Source organism: Geodermatophilus sp. SYSU D00742 (genome assembly GCF_054049935.1).
The window spans coordinates 183209-204607 of record NZ_JBJGYJ010000004.1 but is presented as its reverse complement, the minus strand read 5'-3'; the positions used below and the strand labels follow the sequence as shown (position 1 = coordinate 204607).

Annotated in this window: 19 protein-coding genes; 15 read left to right on the top strand and 4 right to left on the bottom strand. The window is 73.5% G+C overall.

The window, feature by feature from the left end:
• Positions 1 to 303: 303 nt before the first annotated feature.
• Both ACI78V_RS04775 and ACI78V_RS04770 read right to left on the bottom strand, forming a co-directional pair.
• The gene (locus ACI78V_RS04775) at positions 304 to 969 is read right to left on the bottom strand and encodes a DUF2461 domain-containing protein (RefSeq protein WP_456849428.1); all 666 of its coding nucleotides are present in this window, start codon (positions 967 to 969) and stop codon (positions 304 to 306) included.
• The gene (locus ACI78V_RS04770; RefSeq protein ID WP_456849427.1) at positions 966 to 1550 is read right to left on the bottom strand and encodes an N-acetyltransferase family protein; all 585 of its coding nucleotides are present in this window, start codon (positions 1548 to 1550) and stop codon (positions 966 to 968) included. Before ACI78V_RS04770 ends, ACI78V_RS04775 begins: the two co-directional genes overlap by 4 nt.
• 57 nt (positions 1551 to 1607) lie before the next feature.
• Here ACI78V_RS04770 and ACI78V_RS04765 point away from each other — a divergent pair, with 57 nt between their 5' ends.
• A complete protein-coding gene (locus ACI78V_RS04765) occupies positions 1608 to 2825 on the top strand; it encodes a winged helix-turn-helix domain-containing protein (RefSeq protein ID WP_456849425.1) in 1218 nt (405 codons plus the stop codon).
• Between the two features lie 7 nt (positions 2826 to 2832).
• On the opposite strand, the gene ACI78V_RS04760 is transcribed toward ACI78V_RS04765, so the two are convergent.
• Complete coding sequence (locus tag ACI78V_RS04760) at positions 2833 to 3240, bottom strand: DUF1232 domain-containing protein (RefSeq protein ID WP_456849423.1); 408 nt, start codon at positions 3238 to 3240, stop codon at positions 2833 to 2835.
• Positions 3241 to 3312: 72 nt separating this feature from the next.
• Between ACI78V_RS04760 and ACI78V_RS04755 the strand changes: the two genes are divergently transcribed.
• From ACI78V_RS04755 to ACI78V_RS04740, 4 genes are read left to right on the top strand one after another with little or no spacing between them, the layout of a single operon-like run.
• Entirely contained in the window at positions 3313 to 4131 is an 819-nt protein-coding gene (locus ACI78V_RS04755) for a thymidylate synthase (protein ID WP_456849421.1), read from the top strand.
• A 13-nt stretch (positions 4132 to 4144) separates the two neighbouring features.
• Complete coding sequence (locus ACI78V_RS04750) at positions 4145 to 4666, top strand: dihydrofolate reductase (RefSeq protein ID WP_456849419.1); 522 nt, start codon at positions 4145 to 4147, stop codon at positions 4664 to 4666.
• A 9-nt stretch (positions 4667 to 4675) separates the two neighbouring features.
• A complete protein-coding gene (gene dapA / locus ACI78V_RS04745; protein WP_456849418.1) occupies positions 4676 to 5572 on the top strand; it encodes a 4-hydroxy-tetrahydrodipicolinate synthase in 897 nt (298 codons plus the stop codon).
• Positions 5569 to 7269: a ribonuclease J gene (locus ACI78V_RS04740; RefSeq protein ID WP_456849416.1), complete on the top strand. Its 1701-nt coding sequence runs from the start codon at positions 5569 to 5571 to the stop codon at positions 7267 to 7269. The genes dapA and ACI78V_RS04740 overlap by 4 nt, the downstream gene beginning before the upstream one ends.
• A 48-nt stretch (positions 7270 to 7317) precedes the next feature.
• Here the strand turns inward: ACI78V_RS04740 and ACI78V_RS04735 are convergent, their stop codons facing one another.
• Entirely contained in the window at positions 7318 to 9318 is a 2001-nt protein-coding gene (locus tag ACI78V_RS04735) for a prolyl oligopeptidase family serine peptidase (RefSeq protein ID WP_456849414.1), read from the bottom strand.
• Between the two features lie 74 nt (positions 9319 to 9392).
• Between ACI78V_RS04735 and ACI78V_RS04730 the strand changes: the two genes are divergently transcribed.
• From ACI78V_RS04730 to ACI78V_RS04685, 10 genes are all read left to right on the top strand, one after another.
• The gene (locus tag ACI78V_RS04730) at positions 9393 to 11933 is read left to right on the top strand and encodes a DNA translocase FtsK (RefSeq protein WP_456849412.1); all 2541 of its coding nucleotides are present in this window, start codon (positions 9393 to 9395) and stop codon (positions 11931 to 11933) included.
• Positions 11934 to 12059: 126 nt separating this feature from the next.
• A complete protein-coding gene (locus tag ACI78V_RS04725) occupies positions 12060 to 13487 on the top strand; it encodes a MiaB/RimO family radical SAM methylthiotransferase (RefSeq protein WP_456849410.1) in 1428 nt (475 codons plus the stop codon).
• Positions 13484 to 14149, top strand: a complete 666-nt coding sequence (gene pgsA / locus ACI78V_RS04720; RefSeq protein ID WP_456849408.1) for a CDP-diacylglycerol--glycerol-3-phosphate 3-phosphatidyltransferase — start codon at positions 13484 to 13486, stop codon at positions 14147 to 14149. The genes ACI78V_RS04725 and pgsA overlap by 4 nt, the downstream gene beginning before the upstream one ends.
• A 161-nt stretch (positions 14150 to 14310) precedes the next feature.
• Positions 14311 to 14703, top strand: coding sequence for a helix-turn-helix domain-containing protein (locus ACI78V_RS04715; protein ID WP_456849406.1), 393 nt, complete (start codon positions 14311 to 14313; stop codon positions 14701 to 14703).
• A 177-nt stretch (positions 14704 to 14880) separates the two neighbouring features.
• Positions 14881 to 15369 (top strand): TetR family transcriptional regulator, encoded by a 489-nt coding sequence (locus ACI78V_RS04710; protein WP_456849405.1) that lies wholly within the window; start codon positions 14881 to 14883, stop codon positions 15367 to 15369.
• Between the two features lie 103 nt (positions 15370 to 15472).
• Positions 15473 to 16705: a DUF4032 domain-containing protein gene (locus tag ACI78V_RS04705; protein ID WP_456849403.1), complete on the top strand. Its 1233-nt coding sequence runs from the start codon at positions 15473 to 15475 to the stop codon at positions 16703 to 16705.
• Between the two features lie 318 nt (positions 16706 to 17023).
• On the top strand, positions 17024 to 18220 hold the full coding sequence (locus tag ACI78V_RS04700; protein WP_456849402.1) for an extracellular solute-binding protein: 1197 nt from the start codon (positions 17024 to 17026) through the stop codon (positions 18218 to 18220).
• Positions 18217 to 19179, top strand: a complete 963-nt coding sequence (locus tag ACI78V_RS04695; RefSeq protein ID WP_456849400.1) for a carbohydrate ABC transporter permease — start codon at positions 18217 to 18219, stop codon at positions 19177 to 19179. The genes ACI78V_RS04700 and ACI78V_RS04695 overlap by 4 nt, the downstream gene beginning before the upstream one ends.
• Positions 19179 to 20012 carry a carbohydrate ABC transporter permease gene (locus ACI78V_RS04690; RefSeq protein WP_456849398.1) on the top strand — a complete coding sequence of 278 codons (834 nt, stop codon included), beginning with the start codon at positions 19179 to 19181 and terminating at the stop codon, positions 20010 to 20012. Before ACI78V_RS04695 ends, ACI78V_RS04690 begins: the two co-directional genes overlap by 1 nt.
• 38 nt (positions 20013 to 20050) lie before the next feature.
• Positions 20051 to 21325 (top strand): ABC transporter ATP-binding protein, encoded by a 1275-nt coding sequence (locus ACI78V_RS04685; RefSeq protein WP_456849396.1) that lies wholly within the window; start codon positions 20051 to 20053, stop codon positions 21323 to 21325.
• The last annotated feature ends 74 nt before the right edge of the window (positions 21326 to 21399 follow it).

The following is a 21399-nucleotide window of genomic DNA, read 5'->3' as shown; positions in this document are numbered from 1 at the left end:
GGAAGCTAAGCCTCTCAGCGCCGATGGTACTGCCCTGGAGACGGGGTGGGAGAGTAGGACGCCGCCGGACAACCATTCCCCGAAAGGGCTTCCAGCACCCGCTGGAAGCCCTTTCGGCATTCCCGGGCAACCCCCTGTGCCGGCGAGAGCACCGGACCGGCCGGCCCTCGCATCCGCCGGCCGGCACTTCTGGAGCCGCGGGGCCGGCGCCGCCCCGGCCGGGCGCCGCCGACCGCCACACCCGTCGCTCCGCGCGGAGCTCCAGAGCGAGCGGGTGCACCACCCTCGAGGACGGCGTCCGCCTCAGCGACGGGTGCGGGGTTCCTTGGTGGTGGCGCCGACGTTGTCGGCGAACCAGGCGTTGAGGGCGATGAGGTCACGCCACGCCGTCCGGACCTCGTCGAGGGCTCGTCCGTCGTGCAGCCACTCCGCCGGCTCCCAGCGGCGGCTGGCGTGCAGGGACCTGTGCCGGAGCAGGTCGCTCCGGTCGCCGTCGGCGGGGAAGCCGCTGGGGACCCGGACGAGGCGGTCACCCCCGATGTCCCAGCCGCCGGCGGCGAGCCGGTCGACCTCGGTGCGCAGCCGGCCACCCTGCACGTCGTCGGCCACGGCGCGGCGGTAGCGCGCCACCTGGTCGGACTCCAGCCGCCAGCACCCGCCGGCCACCATCAGACCGTCGGCCGACAGCTCGACGTACCAGGCGCCGGCCCCGCGTCCCTCGGGGTTCACGACCGCGCCCTGGTGGGTCTTGTACGGCGTCTTGTCGTGGCTGAACCGGACGTCGCGGTACGGGCGGAACAGTTTCGCCGTCCCGAATTCGGGGGCGAGCTCGTTCACCAGTGCCTGCAGCGGAGCCCGCACGCAGGCGTCGTAGGTGCCCCTGTGGCGGGTCCAGTAGGTCTTGCTGTTGTCGGCCTCCAGGCCCTCGTAGAAGACCAGTCCCTCGTCGGGGAACCCGGCGAAGCTCACCCGTCCTCCTCCAGGAGTGCGTGCCAGCGCACCTCGCGCAGCGGGTCCTGCCCGGTGTCGAGGGTGCGCACCCAGCCGTCCGGCGCCCAGCCGGCCGACTCGAAGAAGCCCGCCGACACCCGGTCGTGTTCCGGCAGCCAGGCCTGGAGCCGGGCCGCGCCCGAGTCGCGGGCGGAGTCGGCCACCGCGGCCAGCAGCCGGCTCCCGTGGCCGCGCCGTCCCCAGCGTGGCTCGACCAGCAGCGTGAACAGCTCGGTGGTCGGGCGGGCGGGGTCCGGCTCCTCACCCGCGCCCGGCTCCGGGGGGCCGTAGGCCGCGAAACCGACGACGGCGTCCCGCTCCACGGCCACCAGGACCCCGTGGGCCGGCGTGGGCGGCGAGGTCACCGCGGCGAGCCAGCTGCGCGCCGCCGTCCCCTCGTCCCAGTCGTCGAGCACGCCTGCCGGCAGTACGGAGCGGTAGGCGGCCCGCCAGGTGACCACCTGGACGCGGGCGATGTCGGCGGCGTCCTCGGCCCGGGCGCGGCGCACCGAGACCTCGGCGTCGCCCGTGAACCGGGGGAACGGCGAGGTCGGCTGCACGGGGTGAGCCTAGGACCCGCGCCGTTCCCGTCGGACCCGACCGGCAGGATCGGGGCCGTGGCTGCTCCCGTCGTCGACCGGTTGCCCGCCGCCCTGGCGCGGCGCATCGCCCTGGCCGCTCAGGGGCTCGTCGACCCCCGGCCGGGCGGCGCAGTCAACGGCGGGCACCTGCGCCGCATGGCCGACCGGCTGGCCGTCGTCCAGATCGACTCGGTCAACGTCCTCTCCCGGTCGCACTACCTGCCGGCGTTCAGCCGGCTGGGTCCCTACCGCCGGGCCGCCTTCGACGAGCTGGCCGGCCGCCGCGGCGCGCTGTTCGAGTACTGGGCGCACGAGGCGTCCTTCCTGCCGCTCCGGCTGCACCCGCACCTGCGGTGGCGGATGGCCGCCGCCGAGGAGCACGCGTGGGGCTCGATGGTCCGCATCCAGCGGGAGCGGCCCGGCTTCGTCGCCGAGGTCCTCGACCAGGTCCGCGAGGGCGGGCCCCTCAAGGCCGGCGACCTCGCCGGTCCGAGGCCCGACCGGCCCGGCAGCATGTGGAACTGGCATGCCGGCAAGGTGGCGCTGGAGTGGCTCTTCTACACCGGTGTCCTCACCACCCGCGGGCGGACGGCGGGCTTCGAGCGGGTCTACGACCTCTCCGAACGGGTGCTGCCCCCCGCGGTGCTGCGCGCACCCACCCCGGAACCGGCGGAGGCGGTGCGCGAGCTGGTGCGGACGGCCGCCCGTGCGCTGGGCGTGGCCACCGAGCGCGACCTGCGCGACTACTTCCGCCTCCGGCCGGCCCCGGCCCGCGCCGCCATCGCCGAGCTCACCGACGCCGGTGAACTCCTGCCGGTGGAGGTGGCCGGGTGGGGGGCGCCGGCCTGGCTGCACCCGGAGGCACGGCGTCCCCGCCGGGCCCAGGGGCGGGCGCTGCTGAGCCCGTTCGACTCCCTCGTGTGGGAACGCCCGCGGGTGGAGCGCATCTTCGGGTTCCGGTACCGGCTGGAGATCTACACGCCGGCCGCCCAGCGGGTGCACGGGTACTACGTGCTGCCCTTCCTGCTCGGTGACCGGCTGGTGGCCCGGGTGGACCTCAAGGCCGACCGGCAGGCCGGCGTCCTGCGGGTCCGGTCCGCGTTCGCCGAGCAGGGCGTCGACCGCGCCGAGGTCGCCGCCGAGCTGGCCGCGGAGCTGGGCCTCATGGGCGGCTGGCTGGAGCTCGAGGCGGTGGCGGTCGCCGAACGCGGGGACCTCGCCGCCGATCTCGCCGCGGCGCTCGGCGTCCGCTGACCTCGGGTCAGGCCTCGGGCAGGCCGGCCAGCCGGCGCACGACCGTCAGGCCGACCGGGCTGCCGGGCCACGCCCGGTCCAGCGCGGCGGCGCCCGCGCCGCGCACCACCCATCGCAGCGCCAGCGCCACCACCACGACGTCGTCGGCGTAGCCGAGGACAGGCACGACGTCCGGTACCAGGTCGACGGGGGAGAGCAGGTAGGCCAGCAGTGCCCACAGCCGCCACCGGACCCCGCGCGGGAGGGACCGGTCAGCCGCCAGCCGGCGGACCAGGCGGACGAGGTCGGGGAGCAGGCGCAGCGCCTCCCGGACGGTGAGGTCCGGGGGGCGGGCCCGCCAGAGGACCAGCAGCAGGACCACCCACAGCAGGAGGAGCCCACCCACGGCGGCGACCAGCCCCTCCCACCAGTCCACGTGACGAGTCTGACCGGTGCTGCCGGGCGATCCGCCGGTGACCCGCGGCGCGCGGCCGTAGGCTACGAGCCCGTGGGAAGCGCAACCGACGGCCGCATCGACACCCAGTACGAGGACCTGCTGCGCCGGGTGCTCGAGCAGGGCACCCCCAAGCAGGACCGCACCGGCACCGGCACGGTGAGCCTCTTCGGCGAGCGGCTGCGCTACGACCTGTCCGAGACCTTCCCGCTCGTCACCACCAAGCGCGTGCACTTCCGGTCCGTCGCCGTCGAGCTGCTCTGGTTCCTGCGTGGGGACAGCAACGTGCAGTGGCTGCGCGACAACAAGGTGACGATCTGGGACGAGTGGGCCTCACCCGAGGGCGAACTGGGCCCCGTGTACGGCGTCCAGTGGCGCTCGTGGCCCACGCCCGACGGCGAGCACGTCGACCAGATCAGCGCCGTCCTGGAGACCCTGCGCACCGACCCGGACTCGCGGCGGATGGTGGTCTCGGCGTGGAACGTCGCGGCCCTGCCCGACATGGCGCTGGCCCCCTGCCACGCCCTGTTCCAGTTCTACGTCGCCGAGGGCCGGCTGTCCTGCCAGCTCTACCAGCGCAGCGCCGACCTGTTCCTGGGCGTGCCGTTCAACATCGCCAGCTACGCCCTCCTCACGCGCATGGTCGCCGACCAGGTGGGCCTGGCTCCGGGCGACTTCATCTGGGTGGGCGGGGACTGTCACGTCTACAGCAACCACGTCGAGCAGGTGACCGAGCAGCTGTCCCGTGAGGTGCTGCCGTTCCCCCGGCTGGAGTTGGCGCCCGCGCCGTCGCTGTTCGACTACACCTACGAGCACTTCACGCTGGCGGACTACCGGCACCACCCGGCGATCCGCGCCGCGGTCGCGGTCTGACCGGGCGGTCGCCGTGTCCGTCGGCCTGGTCTGGGCACAGGCGCACGACGGGGTGATCGGTGCCGGCGGCGCGCTGCCGTGGCACCTGCCCGAGGACCTCGCGCTCTTCCGCAGCCTGACCTCGGGCAGCACCGTCGTCATGGGCCGGCGGACGTGGGAGTCGCTGCCCGAGCGGTTCCGCCCGCTCCCGGGGCGGCGCAACGTCGTCCTGACCTCCGACGCGTCCTGGGCGGCGGAGGGCGCGCACCGGGCGGCGTCCGTCGCCCAGGTGCTCGCCGAGCGGGACGGCGACCTCTGGGTGATCGGCGGCGGGCACGTCTACGCCGCCTTCCTGCCGTTCGCCGACCGGGTGGTCGTCACCGACGTCGACACCAGGGTGGACGGCGACACGTGGGCGCCGGAGCTCGGTGCCGAGTGGTGCCGGGTGTCCCGGGACCCCGAGGAGGGCTGGTCGACGTCGTCCACGGGACTGCGTTACGCGGTCTCGCGGTACCGGCGGTCCTCGGCCGGGGACCCGCTGCCCGCGGCTCGGTAGATTCTCCCCATGACCAGCGACCCCGCCCGGCCCTTCGGGCGCGTTCTGACGGCGATGGTCACCCCCCTGGCCGAGGACGGCTCCATCGACCTCGCCGGAGCCCAGGAACTGGCCGCGCACCTGGTCGACCGGGGTGGCCACGACGGCCTCGTCGTCGCCGGGACGACGGGGGAGTCGCCGACGCTCAGTGACGCCGAGCAGCGTGCCGTCCTCGAGGCGGTGCTCGACGCGGTCGGGGACCGCGCCACCGTCGTCGCCGGCGTCGGCACCAACGACACCGCCCACTCGATCGAGAAGGCCCGCGACGCCGAGCGGCTCGGCGCGCACGGCCTCATGGTCGTGACGCCGTACTACAACAAGCCCCCGCAGGCCGGGCTGCTGCGGCACTTCACCGCCGTCGCCGACTCCACCGACCTGCCGGTGATGCTCTACGACATCCCGCCGCGCACCGTCGTGCCCATCGAGGTGGAGACGCTGGTGCGGGCGGCGGAGCACCCGCGGATCGTCGCGGTGAAGGACGCCAAGGGTGATCTCGGCGCCGTGTCCTGGACCCTCGCCCGCACCGACCTGGCCTACTACAGCGGCGAGGACATGCTGAACCTGCCGCTGCTGGCGCTCGGCGCGGTCGGGGTCGTCAGCGTGGTGGGCCACCTGGTCGGGCCGCGGCTGGCCGAGCTCATCGCCGCGGTCGAGTCCGGCGACCTGGTGAAGGCGCGGGCGGTCAACGAGAGCCTGCTCCCGGTCTACACCGGCATCTTCCGCACGCAGGGCGTCATCCTGGTCAAGGCCGCCCTGCGCGAGCTGGGCCTGCCCGCCGGGCCCGTCCGGCCGCCGCTGGTCGACGCCACCCCGGAGCAGGTCGCCACCCTGCGGGCGGACCTCACCGCCGGCGGGGTGGCGCTGTGACGGCCGGCGCCGTCCAGCCGCACCTCGACCTGAGGGTCCCGCCGCCGCTGCCCGCCGGCGGCCTGCGGGTCATGGCCCTGGGGGGCCTCGGGGAGATCGGCCGGAACATGGCCGTGCTGGAGTTCGACGGCAAGCTGCTGCTCATCGACTGCGGGGTCCTGTTCCCCGAGGCCGAGCAGCCCGGCGTCGACCTGATCCTCCCGGACCTCGGGGTCATCGAGCACCGGCTGGACGACGTCGCCGCGGTGGTCCTGACCCACGGCCACGAGGACCACATCGGCGCCATCCCCTACCTGCTCCGGATGCGCGAGGACATCCCGCTGGTCGGCTCCCGCTTCACCCTCGCCCTGGTCCGGGCCAAGCTGCGCGAGCACCGGCTGGACCCGGTGCTGGTGGAGGTGGCCGCCGGTGAGGACCACCTGGCCGGGCCGTTCCACTGCGAGTTCATCGCGGTCAACCACTCGATCCCCGACGCGCTGGCCGTCGCCGTCCACACGCCGGCCGGGGTCCTGGTGCACACCGGCGACTTCAAGATGGACCAGCTGCCGCTCGACGGCGTCCTCACCGACCTCGGGGCGTTCGCCCGGCTCGGGCTCGAGGGCATCGACCTGCTGCTGGCCGACTCCACCAACGCCGAGGTGCCCGGCTTCGTCATCTCGGAGCGGGCGATCGGTCCCGTCCTCGAGGACGTCTTCCGCCGGGCCACCCAGCGGCTGATCGTCTCCAGCTTCGCCAGCCACGTGCACCGCATCCAGCAGGTGCTCGACGCTGCCGAGCTGCACGGCCGCAAGGTCGCCTTCGTCGGTCGGTCGATGGTTCGCAACATGGGTGTGGCGCGCGACCTCGGCGTGCTGCGCGTGGCGCCCGGGCTGACGGTGTCGCTGGACGAGGCGACGTCGATGCCGCCCGAGCAGGTGGTGCTGGTCAGCACCGGCTCGCAGGGGGAGCCGCTGTCGGCCCTCGGGCGCATGGCCCGCGGTCAGCACCACCAGGTCACGATCGAGGCCGGGGACACCATCGTGCTGGCCTCCTCCCTCGTGCCGGGCAACGAGACGGCCGTCTACAAGGTGATCAACGGGCTGGCCCGCCTCGGTGCCACCGTCGTCCACAAGGAGACGGCGATGGTGCACGTCTCCGGGCACGCGCCGGCCGGTGAGCTGCGCACCCTGCTCAACGTCGCCAAGCCGCGCCACCTCATGCCGGTGCACGGGGAGTGGCGGCACCTGCGGGCCCACGCGGCGCTGGCCGAGCAGACCGGCATGTCCGCCGACCGGGTGCTGCTCGCCGAGAACGGCGTGGTCGTCGACCTCGTCGACGGCAAGGCCTCGATCGTCGGCAGCGTGCCGGTCGGCGACGTCTACGTGGACGGGCTCAACGTCGGGGACGTCGGTGAGGAGTCGCTGCAGGAGCGGCGCATCCTCGGCGACGAGGGGTTCGTGGCGCTCACCGTCGTCATCGAGCCCTCGACCGGCACGATCGTGCGCCCGGTGCACCTGTCCGCCCGCGGCTTCGCCGACGACCCCACCGTGTTCGACCCGGCCCTCGAGCTGGTCGAGGACGCCCTGCGGCGCACCCTGGCCGACGGCGAGGCCGACCCGCACCGGCTGTCCCAGGTGATCCGGCGGACGATCGGCAAGTGGGTGTCGGACACCCACCGCCGCCGTCCGATGATCATCCCCACCGTCCTCGAGGTGTAGGAGCGGGGAGGCGGCAGCCCGGAGGTCCCCGAGGAGCGGCGGGGTGGCTCAGGGGGAGTCGGGGACGGCGCCGGGCCGCGGTCGCTGTCCGGAGGACCGCAGGGGGATCGGGGTGATGCCCTCCGCCGCGGGGAGGTCGAAGCCCCACACCTGCGCGTAGAACGACAGCTCGCCGTCCAGGGCCGCGCGGATGTTCTCCGCCCTCCGGAACCCGTGCTGCTCGCCGGGGAACAGCAGGTAGGCGTGCGGCACCCCCTTCGCCCGCAGCGCGCCGACGATCGCCTCGGCCTGCTCGGAGGGCACGACGCGGTCCTCCTCGCCCTGGAACACCGCCAGTGGGGTGTCGAACGCGTCCACGTGCGAGAGGGGGGAGCGCTCAGCATAGACGTCGGCGCCCTCCGGCCACGGCGCCACCAGGGAGTGCAGGTAGCGCGACTCGAACTTGTGGGTGTCGGCGGCCAGCGCGCCGAGGTCGGCGACGCCGAAGTGGCTCGCGCCCGCCGAGAACACCCCTGGCCGCAGGCAGAGCGCGGCCAGGGTGGTGTAGCCCCCCGCCGAGCCGCCGCGGATGGCCATGCGGGCGGGGTCCACCCGGCCGCTGTCGGCGAGGAACCGGGCGCAGGCCACGACGTCGTCCAGGTCGACCACCCCCCAGTTGCCGCGCAGGGCCTCCCGGTAGCGACGTCCGTAGCCCGTCGAGCCGCGGTGGTCGACGTCGGCGACGCAGAACCCGCGGGAGGTCCAGTACTGGACGCCCAGGTCGAGGACCGCCGTGGTGGCCGACGTCGGACCGCCGTGCACGACCACCAGCAGCGGCGGCAGCGTGCCCTCGGGGGCGGACACCTCCGGGTTGGTCGGCGGGTAGACCAGTGCGTGGGCGACGTCGATGCCGGTGCCGTCCTCGGGGGTGGGGAAGCAGACGTGCTCGGGCCGGGAGAACCACGCCGGGTCCAGGCCGAGGTCGCGGGCCGGGCGCAGCACCTCCGCCGCCCCGTCGTCCACCCGGACCCGCAGCACGACGGGTTCACTGTCCGGGCCGCCGGCCACGCACACGACCGAGCCCCCGGCGGCGGTCACGTACCGGAAGGCGGCGTACGGCAGGTCGAGTTCCCGCAGCGTCCCGTCGGGCTCACGGACGGCGAGCCGGTCGGCGCCCTCCCGAGCGGAGGCCAGGACCACGCGGCCGCCGGGCAGCACGGCGAAGCGGCGGGCCCCGAAGACCCACTGCGGCCCCGCGATGTCCGCGCCGAGGTCGAGCACCAGGTCGACGTCCCCACCCGGCCGCCAGCGGTACAGCGCCCACACGTCGCTGCGGTCGGCGCAGAACCACAGGCTCCCGTCGGCGGCCCACCCCGGCTGGACGACGGACTCGGCTCCGCCGTCCGGACGACGGCCACCGGCCACGACGGTCTCGGTGCCGTCGGCGGCGCGGACGACGAGGGCGGCTGCGTCCCACGGCATGTCGGGGTGGTCCCACTGCAGCCACGCGAGGTGCTGCCCGTCGGGGGACAGGCGGGGGTCGGAGACGAAGTCCGGCCCGGTGACCAGGACCTCGACGGTGCCGTCCGAGTCCACCCGCACGACCTCGTTGACCACGTCGGCGGCCGCGCCGCCGGCCGCGTGCGTCTCCCGGACGGCGAGGAGCCCGCCCGGCACGACCTGCAGGTCGGCGTACCGCACCCCGGCCGGCACCTCCGGCTCGGGGGTGACCGCGACCGGCTCGGGGGCGCCGGGGTCGAGCCGGTACAGCCGCTGGTCGGCGAAGTCGACCGACCACAGCACGCCGTCGCGGACGGTCCAGGCGCCCCCGCCGTACTCGTGCACCCGGGTGCGGGCGTTCCACGGCGGTGGGAGGACGTCGGTGGTCCGGCCGGCGGCGTCGCGGCGGACCAGCGCCGAGCGGCCGCCCTCCCCGGGCCGGGACTCCGACCACCACACGGCGTCCCCGTCCACCGCCACCTCGCCCAGCCGGGCGGCGGCCCGGACGACGAGTTCCGAGGTGATCGGGGTCGGCCAGCTCCCGTACGGGCGCGCGGGGGACGTCGGCATGTCCTGACCGTAGGTGGCGGACACGTCTGTCCGCCTGCCGTCAGGGGGCACCCCGGGCCACTACCGTCTGACGCATGCCTGCTCGCACGACGACGACCCGGCCGTCGGGTCGGTCGTCCGCGCGCGGCCGCTCCGGCTCCGGGTCGACCGCGTCCCGGAAGCGACCGCCCGCGAAGCGACCCGCCTCCGGCGGCCGCAAGCCCGCTGCCCGCAAGTCCGCTAAGAACTCCGGCCCCGGCCTGTGGGGCGTCATCAGCGGCGGCTGGTCGCTGCTGGCCCGTGGCGCCGGTGGGCTGGCCCGCTCGGTCGCCCGCCCGGAGGAGGCCGAGCCGCTCGCGCCCGAGCACCGCCGCGACGGCGTGGGGCTCGCGGTGCTGGGTCTGGCCGTGGTCCTCGGTGCCGCGGCCTGGACCAACGGGATCGGGCCGGTCGGCGCCGCGCTGGCCGACGGCGTGCGCTGGGTCGTCGGCTCGCTGGTCATGGTGCTGCCGGTCGTGCTGTTGCTCGCCGCCCTCCGGCTGCTGCGCCGTGGCCCGCGCCCGGAGGCCCGCGGCCGCCTGGTGATCGGCTGGCTGTGCGCCGTCGCGTCGGTGCTGGGCATCGCGCAGGTCGTGGGGGAGGGGGCGGTCCCCGCCAAGGGGCGTCCGGGATCGGGCGGCCTGATCGGGTGGGCCGCGGGCACCCCGCTGGTCGCCGGGGTCGGCAGCGTCGTCGCCGTCGTCCTGCTGGTCCTGCTGGCGTTCTTCGGCCTGCTCGTGCTCACCGCGACCCCGGTGCACCAGATCCCCGAGCGGCTGCGCGAACTCGGCGACCGGCTGCTCGGCCAGGCACGCGACGACGACGAGTACGACGAGGACTGGGACGACGACGACGAGGAGGAGCCCGTCGCGCCGCCGGCCCCGCGCCGCGCCCGCCGCCGCTCGCTGTCGGACGACCTGATGGACACCGGCCCGGTGGAGACCCTGCCGGCCATCGACCACGCCGCCTTCGACGAGGCGCCCGAGGCCGTGCGCCTCGAGCGGGCGCCCGAGCCACCCCCCGCGCCGCGTCGTCCCGTGGTCGACCGCACCGCCCCGCAGGAGGACCTCGAGCCGATCACCGAGCCCGAGCAGCTGCGCATCGAGCCGGTGGAGGGCGAGTACACGCTGCCCTCGGTCAGCGTGCTGCGGCCCGGCGACCCGCCGAAGAAGGGCTCGAAGGCCAACGACGCGGCGATCGAGGCGATCACCGGTGTGCTCGAGCAGTTCAACATCGACGCCGCGGTCACCAGCTTCACCCGCGGCCCGACGGTCACCCGCTACGAGATCGAGCTGGGCCCCGCGGTCAAGGTCGAGAAGATCACCGCCCTGACCAAGAACATGGCCTACGCCGTCGCCAACGACAACATCCGGATCCTCGCGCCGATCCCGGGCAAGTCCGCGGTCGGCGTGGAGGTGCCCAACGTCGACCGCGAGATGGTCAGCCTGGGCGACGTGCTCCGCTCGCAGGTGGCCAAGCAGGACCCGCACCCGATGCTGGTCGGCTTGGGCAAGGACATCGAGGGTGGCTTCGTCTGCGCGAACCTGGCGAAGATGCCGCACCTGCTGGTCGCCGGTGCCACCGGTGCCGGTAAGTCCAGCTGCGTCAACTCGCTGCTGACCTCGCTGCTGCTCCGGGCCACCCCGGAGCAGCTGCGGATGATCCTCATCGACCCGAAGATGGTCGAGCTGACGCCGTACGACGGCATCCCGCATCTGATCACGCCGATCATCACCGACCCCAAGAAGGCGGCCACCGCGCTGGCCTGGCTGGTCGAGGAGATGGAGCAGCGCTACCAGGACATGCGGGCCACCGGGGTGCGGCACATCGACGACTTCAACCGGAAGGTGGAGCGCGGCGAGATCGTGGCGCCGCCCGGCAGCGAGCGGGTGTACCGCCCCTACCCGTACATCCTCGCCATCGTCGACGAGCTGGCCGACCTCATGATGGTGGCGCCGCGCGACGTCGAGGAGTCGATCGTCCGGATCACCCAGAAGGCCCGTGCCGCCGGCATCCACCTGGTGCTCGCGACCCAGCGGCCCTCGGTCGACGTCGTCACCGGTCTGATCAAGGCCAACGTGCCGTCGCGGCTGGCGTTCTCCACCTCCAGCCTCACCGACAGCCGCGTCATCCTCGACCAGCCCGGCGCGGAGAAGCTGATCGGCATGGGCGACGCCCTGTTCCTGCCGATCGGCGCCGGCAAGCCGATGCGCGTGCAGGGCGCCTACGTCTCCGACGCCGAGATCGAGGCGGTCGTCGACTTCACCAAGCGGCAGGCCGAGCCCGAGTACCGGGAAGAGGTCTTCACCGCCGGCGGCGGCGAGAAGAAGGAGGTCGACGAGGACATCGGCGGCGACCTCGACCTGCTGTGCCAGGCGGTCGAGCTGATCGTCACCAGCCAGTTCGGCTCGACGTCGATGCTGCAGCGCAAGCTGCGGGTCGGCTTCGCCAAGGCCGGCCGGCTCATGGACCTCGCGGAGAGCCGCGGCATCGTGGGCCCGTCGGAGGGCTCCAAGGCCCGCGACGTGCTCGTCAAGCCCGACGAGCTGGAGTCGGTGCTGTTCACCCTGCGCGGCGGCACGCTCGGCGAGGCCTGAGCGCGGACCCGTCCTCCCCGGGCTGAGGGCGGGCCCCGGGACGAGACCAGGAGCCGGTCGGGTCGGGGAGGTCCGAGTCACTCGGGAGATCCCGTGCGGGCCCGGCGTGCCGACTACGATGGGGCGGTGACAGCTCTGCCCGACCCTGCCCGCACGGTGGCGGTGGTGACCCTCGGGTGCGCCCGCAACGAGGTCGACTCGGAGGAGCTGGCCGGCCGCCTGGCCGCCGGCGGCTACGAGCTGGTCGAGGACGCCGACGGCGCCGACGCGGTGCTCGTCAACACCTGCGGGTTCATCGAGTCGGCCAAGAAGGACTCCGTCGACGCCATCCTCGCCGCCACCGACTCCGGCGCGCGCGTCGTGGCCGTGGGCTGCATGGCCGAGCGGTACGGCTCCGAGCTCGCCGGCGCGCTGCCCGAGGCCACCGTGCTCGGCTTCGACGACTACGCCGCGATCGGCGACCGCCTTGACGACGTCCTCACCGGCCGTCACCTGGTGCCGCACGACCCGCGGGACCGCCGCACGCTCCTGCCGATCAGCCCGGTGGCGCGCACCGCGGCGGTCGCCGCGGCGGACGCCCCGGCCATCCCCGGCCACGGCTGGCTGCAGCGCCGCCGGCTGGCCGCCGGCCCGTCGGCGGCCCTGAAGCTGGCGTCCGGGTGTGACCGGCGGTGCGCCTTCTGCGCCATCCCGGCCTTCCGCGGCGCGTTCGTCTCCCGCCCCCCGGCCGAGGTCCTCGGGGAAGCGCAGTGGCTGGCGGGCCAGGGCGTCACCGAGCTGGTCCTGGTGAGCGAGAACTCGACCTCCTACGGCAAGGACCTCGGTGACCTGCGGTCACTGGAGCGGCTGCTGCCGCAGCTGGCCGCCGTCGAGGGGATCGCGCGGGTGCGCGTGGCCTACCTGCAGCCGGCCGAGATGCGGCCCGGTCTCCTCGAGGTCATCGCCGGCACGGAGGGTGTCGCGCCGTACTTCGATCTGTCGTTCCAGCACTCCTCGCCGGGCCTGCTGCGTCGCATGCGGCGCTTCGGCGGGACCGACGACTTCCTCGCGCTCATCGGGCGAGCCCGGGCGCTGGCCCCGGCCGCCGGCTTCCGCACCAACGTCATCCTCGGGTTCCCCGGCGAGACCGAGGAGGACGTCGCCGAGCTCGAACGGTTCCTCGTCGAGGGTCGGCTGGACGCCGTCGGCGTGTTCGGCTACTCCGACGAGGAGGGCACCGAGGCCGCGGGGCTGCCCGGCAAGCTCGACCAGGCCGAGATCGACGCCCGGGTCCGCCGGGTCACCGACCTGGTGGAGGAGCTCACCGCGCAGCGGGCGGAGGACCGGGTCGGCGACCGGGTCGAGGTCCTGCTGACCGAGGACCTCTCCGGCACCGACGGCGCGGGCACCTGGCTCGGGCACGCCGCCCACCAGGACCCGGAGGCCGACGGGACGACGTCGGTGACCGGCGTCCCGGCCGGCGCGGTCGCGGGTCGGGTCGTGCCGGCGGAGGTCGTCGGCACCGAGGGCGTCGACCTCGTCGCGGCCGCGCTGGTGCCCGCGGTGACCGCATGAGCCCGGCACCCGCGGACCCGGCCGCGACCCCGCCGCAGTCGGTGCGGGTGCTCAACCTGCCCAACGCGCTGACCGTCCTGCGGCTGGCCGTGGTGCCGGTGTTCGCCGTCCTGCTGCTCACCGACGGCGGCACGGACGAGGCCCAGCGCTACTGGGCGACGCTGTTCTTCGGGCTGGCGATCATCACCGACCGCTACGACGGGATGATCGCCCGCCGCACCGGCCAGGTCACCGAGTTCGGCAAGCTGGCCGACCCGATCGCGGACAAGGCGCTGACCGGCACCGCGCTCATCGGCCTGTCGGTGCTCTCGCTGGTGGCGTGGTGGGTGACGCTGACGATCCTCGTCCGCGAGGTCGGCGTGACCCTGCTGCGGTTCTGGGTGATCCGGCACGGGGTGATCGCGGCCAGCCGCGGCGGCAAGGCGAAGACCGTCGTGCAGGCCCTGGCGATCGGGCTGTACATCCTCCCGCTGGAGGGCCTGCTGGCCAGTGCCCGCTGGTGGGTGATGGCGGTGGCGCTGCTGCTCACCGTGGTGACCGGCCTGGACTACGTCTACCGGGCCCTCACCCTGCGGCGCACCAGCGCGCGGGCCATGCGGGCGGCCGCGGCGCGCCGCGCCGCCGGTCCCTCCGGGGGGTCCCGCACCGACGCGGCCGCCTGAGGGCGGACGCGGGAGCGGGGAAGGGCTGTCCGGCCTCTGGCGTTACGCCCAGAGCGGACGCGCCGGGGATGGCGCGGTGCCGGTCAGTGGCTCCGCGTACCGTGAGCGCACGGCGCCCCGAGGGAGCCGCCGCTTCCGAACAGGCAGGACAGGAGACGGCCATGACGCTGCTGCGCACCCAGCTCGGCACTTCCCTGCGCGGCCACCGGCTGCGTCAGCGCCGGACGCTGCGGGACGTCTCCGGAGCCGCCCGGGTGAGCCTGGGCTACCTCTCCGAGGTCGAGCGCGGCCAGAAGGAGGCCTCCTCCGAGCTCCTCGCCTCGATCTGCGAGGCCCTCGACCTCGAGCTCGCCGACCTGCTCGCCGAGGTCAGCCTCGAGCTGCGGCACGCCGACGGCGGCGTCCGCCCGCTGACCCCCGCGCCCGGTGGCGTCGCCGCCGAGCAGCCCGTCGCCGACGAGGCCGCGCAGGAGCAGATGGCCGAGCCGGCGCTGGCCCTGGTCGGTGCGCCGGCCCGCCCCGCGCCTCGCACCGCGGTGTCCCTCGCGGCCTGAGGTCGGCGACACGGAAGGCACGCGAGGTCCGGCGTCCTCGACCCGCCGCGCCGGTGGCGCCGGACGGGACGCACGGTGACGGTCGGCCCGCTCCCGCCGGACGTCGCGCCGTCCCCGGGCTGGGTGCCGGCGGCCCCGGTGCACGAACGGGGGGCGCACACGCGCAGCGGCAACGCCATGAACCGCACGCGCGCCGGGCTCCTGGACGGCGCCGCGCGGGCCTTCGCCGACCGTGGCCTGCGCGGCAGCACCATGCAGTCGGTCGCCGCGTCCGCCGGGGTGGCCAAGGCGACCCTCTACAACCACTTCCGCACCAAGGACGAAGTCGCCCGCGCGCTGCTGGCCGCGGAGCTGGAGCGGCTGGGTGGGCTCGCCGTGGCGCTGCCTCCCGAGGCCGCGCTGGCGGCCCTCGCCGACGAGGTGGCCGGGCACCCGGTGCTGCGGAGGCTGGCCGAGGACGAACCGGTGGTGCTGGCCGGCCTGCTGGGAGCCACGCCCCAGCACTGGGCGGAGCTGGTGGGGCGGCTCGCCGCGGCGCTGGGTGTCGAGCCCTCCGCCGCCGAGACGGTCGCCCGCTGGCTCGTGGGGCTGGTCCTCCAGCCGGGGGAGGCCGGCACGCGGCGGGCCGGGGCGGCGCAGCTGGCCGCCGTCCTCAGGAGGGACTGACCGCCGACCGGCCGCGCGCGCGGGCGGACCGGCATGGGATGGTGACGGTCCGGCACCGCCCCGGACGGGCGGTCGGCTGCTGCTGCGACCAACGGAGCTCGCCGTGCGGTACCTCTTCCGGCCACCGGCCACCGACGGGGCCGGCCTGCTGTCCCTCCCCTGGCACCTGCCCCTCGAGGAGTGGGACCCCGAGCTGCTGCTCGAGGTCCCGCAGCGCGGCATCTCGCGGCACGTGGTCCGGTTCGTGGCCCACGGTGGTCACGTCTACGCCCTCAAGGAGATCGCGGAGTCGCTCGCCCGGCACGAGTACTCGCTGCTGGGGCAGTTCGAGGAGGAGGGACTGCCGTCGGTCTCGGTGCTCGGCCTGTGCATCGACCGGCCCGGCGGGCAGGACGCCATCCTGGTCACCCGGTACCTCGAGTACTCGATGTCCTACCGGTTCCTGTTCTCGCGGCCGCGGGGCGAGCAGTCGGCCGAGCAACTGCTCGACACGATGGTCGTGCTGCTGGTCCGCCTGCACCTGGCCGGCGTGTTCTGGGGTGACTGCTCGCTGTCCAACACGCTCTTCCGGCTCGACGCCGGCACCTTCGCGGCCTACCTGGTCGACGCCGAGACCGCCGAGCGGCACCCGACCCTCAGCCCCGGCCGACGGCGGTACGACGTCGACCTGGCGCGGGAGCGGGTGGGTGCGGAGCTGCTGGACCTGCAGTTCGGCGGGCTCCTGCCCCGCGACGTGGACCCCATCGAGGTGGCCGACAGCCTGCCCCCGCGCTACGAGGCGCTGTGGGAGGAGGTCAACCGCGAGGAGGTCTTCTCCCCGGACGAGCAGCGGTACCGGGTGACCGACCGGCTGCAGCGGCTCAACGACCTGGGCTTCGACGTCGGGGAGGTCGAGCTGGTCACCTCGCCGGAGGGCGCCCGGCTGCGGGTGGAGACCCGCGTCGCGGAACCGGGGGAGAACCGGCGGGAGCTGTTCCGGCTGACCGGTCTGGAGGTCCAGGAGCGGCAGGCCCGCCGGCTGCTCAACGACCTGCGGGCCTTCCGCGCGCACCTGGAGCAGAAGAGCGGGCGGCCGGTCCCCGAGACCGTCGCCGGCTACCGGTGGCTGGAGGAGGCCTACCAGCCGGTGGTCGACGCGATCCCGCCGGACCTCGTGGGCCGGCTCGCGCCGGCCGAGGTGTTCCACGAGGTGCTGGAACACCGCTGGTTCCTGTCGGAGAAGGCCGGCCGGGACGTCGGGACGACGGCCGCGGCGCGCGCCTACTTCGACACCGTGCTGCCCCGCACACCCAAGGAGATGACCACGCCGTCGGCCATCGTGGGCCACCACGACTGAGCTCCGCGGGGGCCGCTGCGCCCCTGCAGCGCCGCTGGTCAAGGGCGGTAACGGGCGGGTTTCGTTCGAGTTGACAGCCCCTGTGACCTGGGCCACCGTACGAAATCCGAAGAGGTCGCAGGCTCCACGGCCCGCCAACGGAGGCGATGACGCGTGCTGAGAAGTGGCAGGAGGGCGGCACGCCGGGCGCGTGTCGCGCCGGACAGGACCTCACCGGGTCGACGCTCCCGCCGGGCGCTCGGAGGAGCGGCAGCCTCGCTGGTCCTGGCCTCCACTCTGGCCGCCTGCGGCGGTGGGGGCGAGGGCGCCGGCGCGCCGGTGCTGAACTGGTACATCAACCCCGACTCCGGTGGGCAGGCCGAGATCGCCTCCCGCTGTTCGGAGGAGTCGAACGGGGCCTACACGATCTCGGTCTCCCAGTTGCCGCGGAACTCGCCAGGGCAGCGAGAGCAGCTGGTCCGGCGCCTGGCTGCCGGTGACGAGTCGATCGACATCATGAGCCTGGACACCCCGTTCCCCCCGGAGTTCGCGCAGGCGGGCTTCCTGGCCCCGGTTCCGCAGGACCTCGCGCAGCGGGTGAGCGAGGGGGTCGTCGAGGGCGCCCTGGAGTCGGCGACGTGGAACGACGAACTCGTCACGATCCCGTTCTGGGCCAACACCCAGTTGCTGTGGTTCCGGAAGTCGGTGGTCGAGCAGGCCGGCCTGGACATGACCCAGCCGGTCTCCTGGGACCAGCTGATCACCGCGGCGCAGGACACCGGGACGACGATCAGCGCGCAGGGCATCCGCTCGGAGTCGCTCGTCGTCTGGCTCAACGCCCTCATCGAGTCCGCCGGCGGCCACATCATCGAGGAGAACTCGGAGGACCCCGAGCAGATCCAGTTCGGACTGACCTCACCCGCCGCCGACCGCGCGGCCGAGGTCATGAACGCCGTGGCCAACTCCGGCGTCACCGGCCCGGCCTTCTCCACGGCCAACGAGGACTCGAACGCCACCCAGTTCGAGGGTGGGAGCGCCGGGTTCATGGTCAACTGGCCGTTCGTCTGGGCCCGAGCGCTGGCGGCGGTCGAGGCCGGGACCATGGAGCAGTCGGTGCCTGACGACTACGGCTGGGCGCTCTACCCCCGCGTCGACGAGGACACGCCCAGCGCGCCTCCCATCGGCGGGATCAACCTCGGCGTCTCGGCCTTCAGCCGCAACGCCGACCTGGCGTACGAGGCGACCGAGTGCATCACGAGCGACGAGAACCAGGCCTACTACATGATCACCAACGGCAACCCGGCGTCGTCGGCCGCGGTCTACGACGACCCGGAGGTCGTGGAGGCATTCCCGATGGCCGACGTCATCCGGGAGTCGCTCGAGTCGGCGGCCAACCGGCCGCAGACGGCCTACTACAGCGAGGTCACCGGGGCTCTCCAGCGCGAGTACCACCCGCCGTCCTCCGCGTCGCCCGAGACCGGTGAGCGGGCCCAGGAGCTCATCACCGCCGTCCTGTCAGGAGACCAGCTGCTATGAGTCAGACCACGCTCCCACCGGTGGAGAAGACGCAACCGGTCTCGACGCCACAGGGAGGGCTCAGCGACCGCTCGCGCGCCGAACGCAGACTCGGCTGGCTGCTGGCCGGCCCCGCGTTCGTCGTCATGATGCTGGTCACCGCCTACCCGATCCTCCAGGCGGTCTGGTACTCGCTGTTCAACTACCGGCTGACCGACCCGGGGAACAGGTCGTTCAACGGGTTGAGCAACTACGCGGTGATCCTCAGTGACCCGATCTGGTGGACGTCGCTGTGGGTCACCCTGCTCATCACCGTCGTGACCGTCGTGGTGGAGCTCGTCCTGGGCTTCGCGCTCGCGCTGGTGATGGCCAAGGCGTTGAGCTCCATCCGCCCGGTCGTGCGGGCCGCGATCCTCATCCCCTACGCGGTCATCACCGTGGTGTCGGCGTTCGCCTGGCAGTTCGCCTTCGACATCGACACCGGGTTCGTGAACTCGTGGTTCGCCTGGCTGCCCGGCGTGGCCGGGGACACCGACTGGTTCGGTGACCGGGGGACGTCGCTCTTCGTCATCTGCCTGGCGGAGATCTGGAAGACCACGCCCTTCATCTCGCTCCTCCTGCTCGCCGGCCTCGCCCAGGTGCCGGAGGTCCTCCAGGAGGCGGCCAAGGTGGACGGCGCGACGTGGTGGCAGCGGATGTGGCGGGTGACCATCCCGAACATGAAGGCCGCGATCATGGTGGCGCTGCTGTTCCGCACCCTGGACGCCTTCCGCATCTTCGACAGCATCTTCGTGATGACCAACGGGGCCAACGGCACCGAGTCCGTCTCGTTCCTGGCCTACCGGCAGACGATCGCGCGGGTGGAGATAGGCCTCGGCTCGGCCGTGTCCGTGCTGCTGTTCGTGTGTGTCGTGATCATCGCGTTCGGCTTCATCAAGGGCTTCAAGATCGACCTGGCGCAGGCGAGAGGGGAACGCTGATGTCCCGGCGGGAGAAGACCTGGTGGATCATCGGGGGCGTCCTGATCATCCTGTACTGCCTGTTCCCGATCGCCTGGATCATCGCGCTGTCGTTCAAGGCGCCGGCGGACATCGCGAACGGGCAGTTCCTCCCGACCGACCTGTCGTGGGAGAACTACACGACGATCCTCACCGGCTCGGCGAGTGAGCTGTTCCTGCCGGCGCTGCGCAACTCCTTCGGCATCTGCCTGATCGCGACGGCGATCTCGTGCCTGCTGTCGATGTTCGCCGCGTACGCCATCGCGCGGCTGGACTTCCCGGGCAAGAAGCTGATCCTCTCCGCCGCGCTCGGGGTGGCGATCTTCCCGGTCATCTCGATCGTCACGCCGCTGTTCAACCTGTGGCGGCAGATCGGCCTGTACGACACCTGGCCGGGGCTGATCATCCCGTACCTGTCGCTGACCCTCCCGATCTCCATCTGGACGATGTCGGCGTTCTTCCGCGAGATCCCGTGGGAGATGGAGCAGGCGGCCCAGGTCGACGGGGCGACCACGTGGCAGGCGTTCCGCAAGGTCATCGTCCCGCTCGCCGCGCCGGGTGTGTTCACCACCGCGATCATCGCCTTCTTCATCGCGTGGAACGACTTCGCCTACGGCATCTCGCTGACGTCGACCAGCGCGGCCCGGCCCGTGCCCGCAGCTCTGGGTCTGTTCTCCGGGGCCTCCCAGTTCGAGGACCCGACCGGGTCCATCGCCGCGGCCGCGGTGATCGTCACGATCCCCGTCGTGGTCCTGGTCCTCCTCTTCCAGCGGCGCATCGTCGCCGGTCTGACCAACGGCGCCGTCAAGGGCTGACGGCCCGCATCCATCCACCCATCGAGGGGACAACTGCCATGGCTTCGATCGAGATGCGCAACATCGTCAAGCAGTACGGCGACGGTTTCCCGGCGGTGAACGACGTCAGTCTGGACATCGCCGACGGGGAGTTCATGATCCTCGTGGGCCCGTCCGGCTGCGGGAAGTCGACGCTGCTGCGCATGATCGTCGGGCTCGAGGACATCACCAGCGGGGACATGATCATCGGCGGCAAGCGGGTCAACGACATGGCGCCCCGCGACCGCAACCTGTCGATGGTGTTCCAGAACTACGCGCTGTACCCCCACATGACGGTCTACGAGAACATCGCCTTCCCGCTGCGGCTGTCGAAGACCCCGGACGACGAGGTGCGCCGCCGCGTCACCGAGGCGGCGGAGGTCCTCGAGCTCAAGGACCACCTCGAGCGCAAGCCGGCCAACCTCTCCGGTGGCCAGCGCCAGCGGGTGGCGATGGGGCGGGCGATCGTCCGCCAGGCCGAGGCGTTCCTGTTCGACGAGCCGCTGTCGAACCTCGACGCCAAGCTCCGTGGGCAGATGCGGACCGAGATCTCCCGGCTGCAGCGCCGACTCGGGATCACGACCGTCTACGTCACCCACGACCAGACCGAGGCCATGACCCTCGGCGACCGGGTGTGCGTGCTGCGGAAGGGGAGGATCCAGCAGGTCGCCTCCCCACGGGAGCTCTACGAGCAGCCGGTCAACCTGTTCGTCGCCGGGTTCATCGGCTCGCCGCCGATGAACTTCCTGCCCGCCACCCTGCAGGGCAACCGGCTGCAGACGCCCTTCGGCGAGATCCAGCTCGACGAGCGCCGCACCGCTGCGGTGCAGGGGCGCGATCTCCTGCTGGTGGGCATCCGGCCGGAGTACTTCGAGGACGCGTCGTTGGTGGACGAGGCCAAGCGGCCGCTGGGCTCCCTCTTCCGCGCGCGGGTGGACGTCACCGAGTGGCTGGGTGACTCCCAGTACGCCTACATCCCCTACGAGGCGCCGGAGGAGATCACCCGGCAGCTGCGCGACCTCTCCCGGGAGCTGGACTCCGAGGAGCTGCGCACCCAGGCGATCGTGTCCATCGACGCCACCAGCCGCATCCGCGAGGGGCGGGAGGCGGAGTTCTGGCTGGACAGCCGCAAGGTGCACGTCTTCGACCCCCAGTCCGGTGAGAACCTCACCCGCGACGCGGAGGCGGGGGCCCGCCTGACCCAGATGGCGACGGAGGACAGGGTCGAGCAGGTGCAGGAGGCCCAGGCGTCCGGGCAGACGGTCGGGGGCTCGCACCGCGCCGGCGCGGCCTGATCGAGCAGACACCGCCGGCGGCCCATCCGGCCGCCGGCGGTGCCGCGCCGGCGTCTGGTCTCCCGCACGACCGC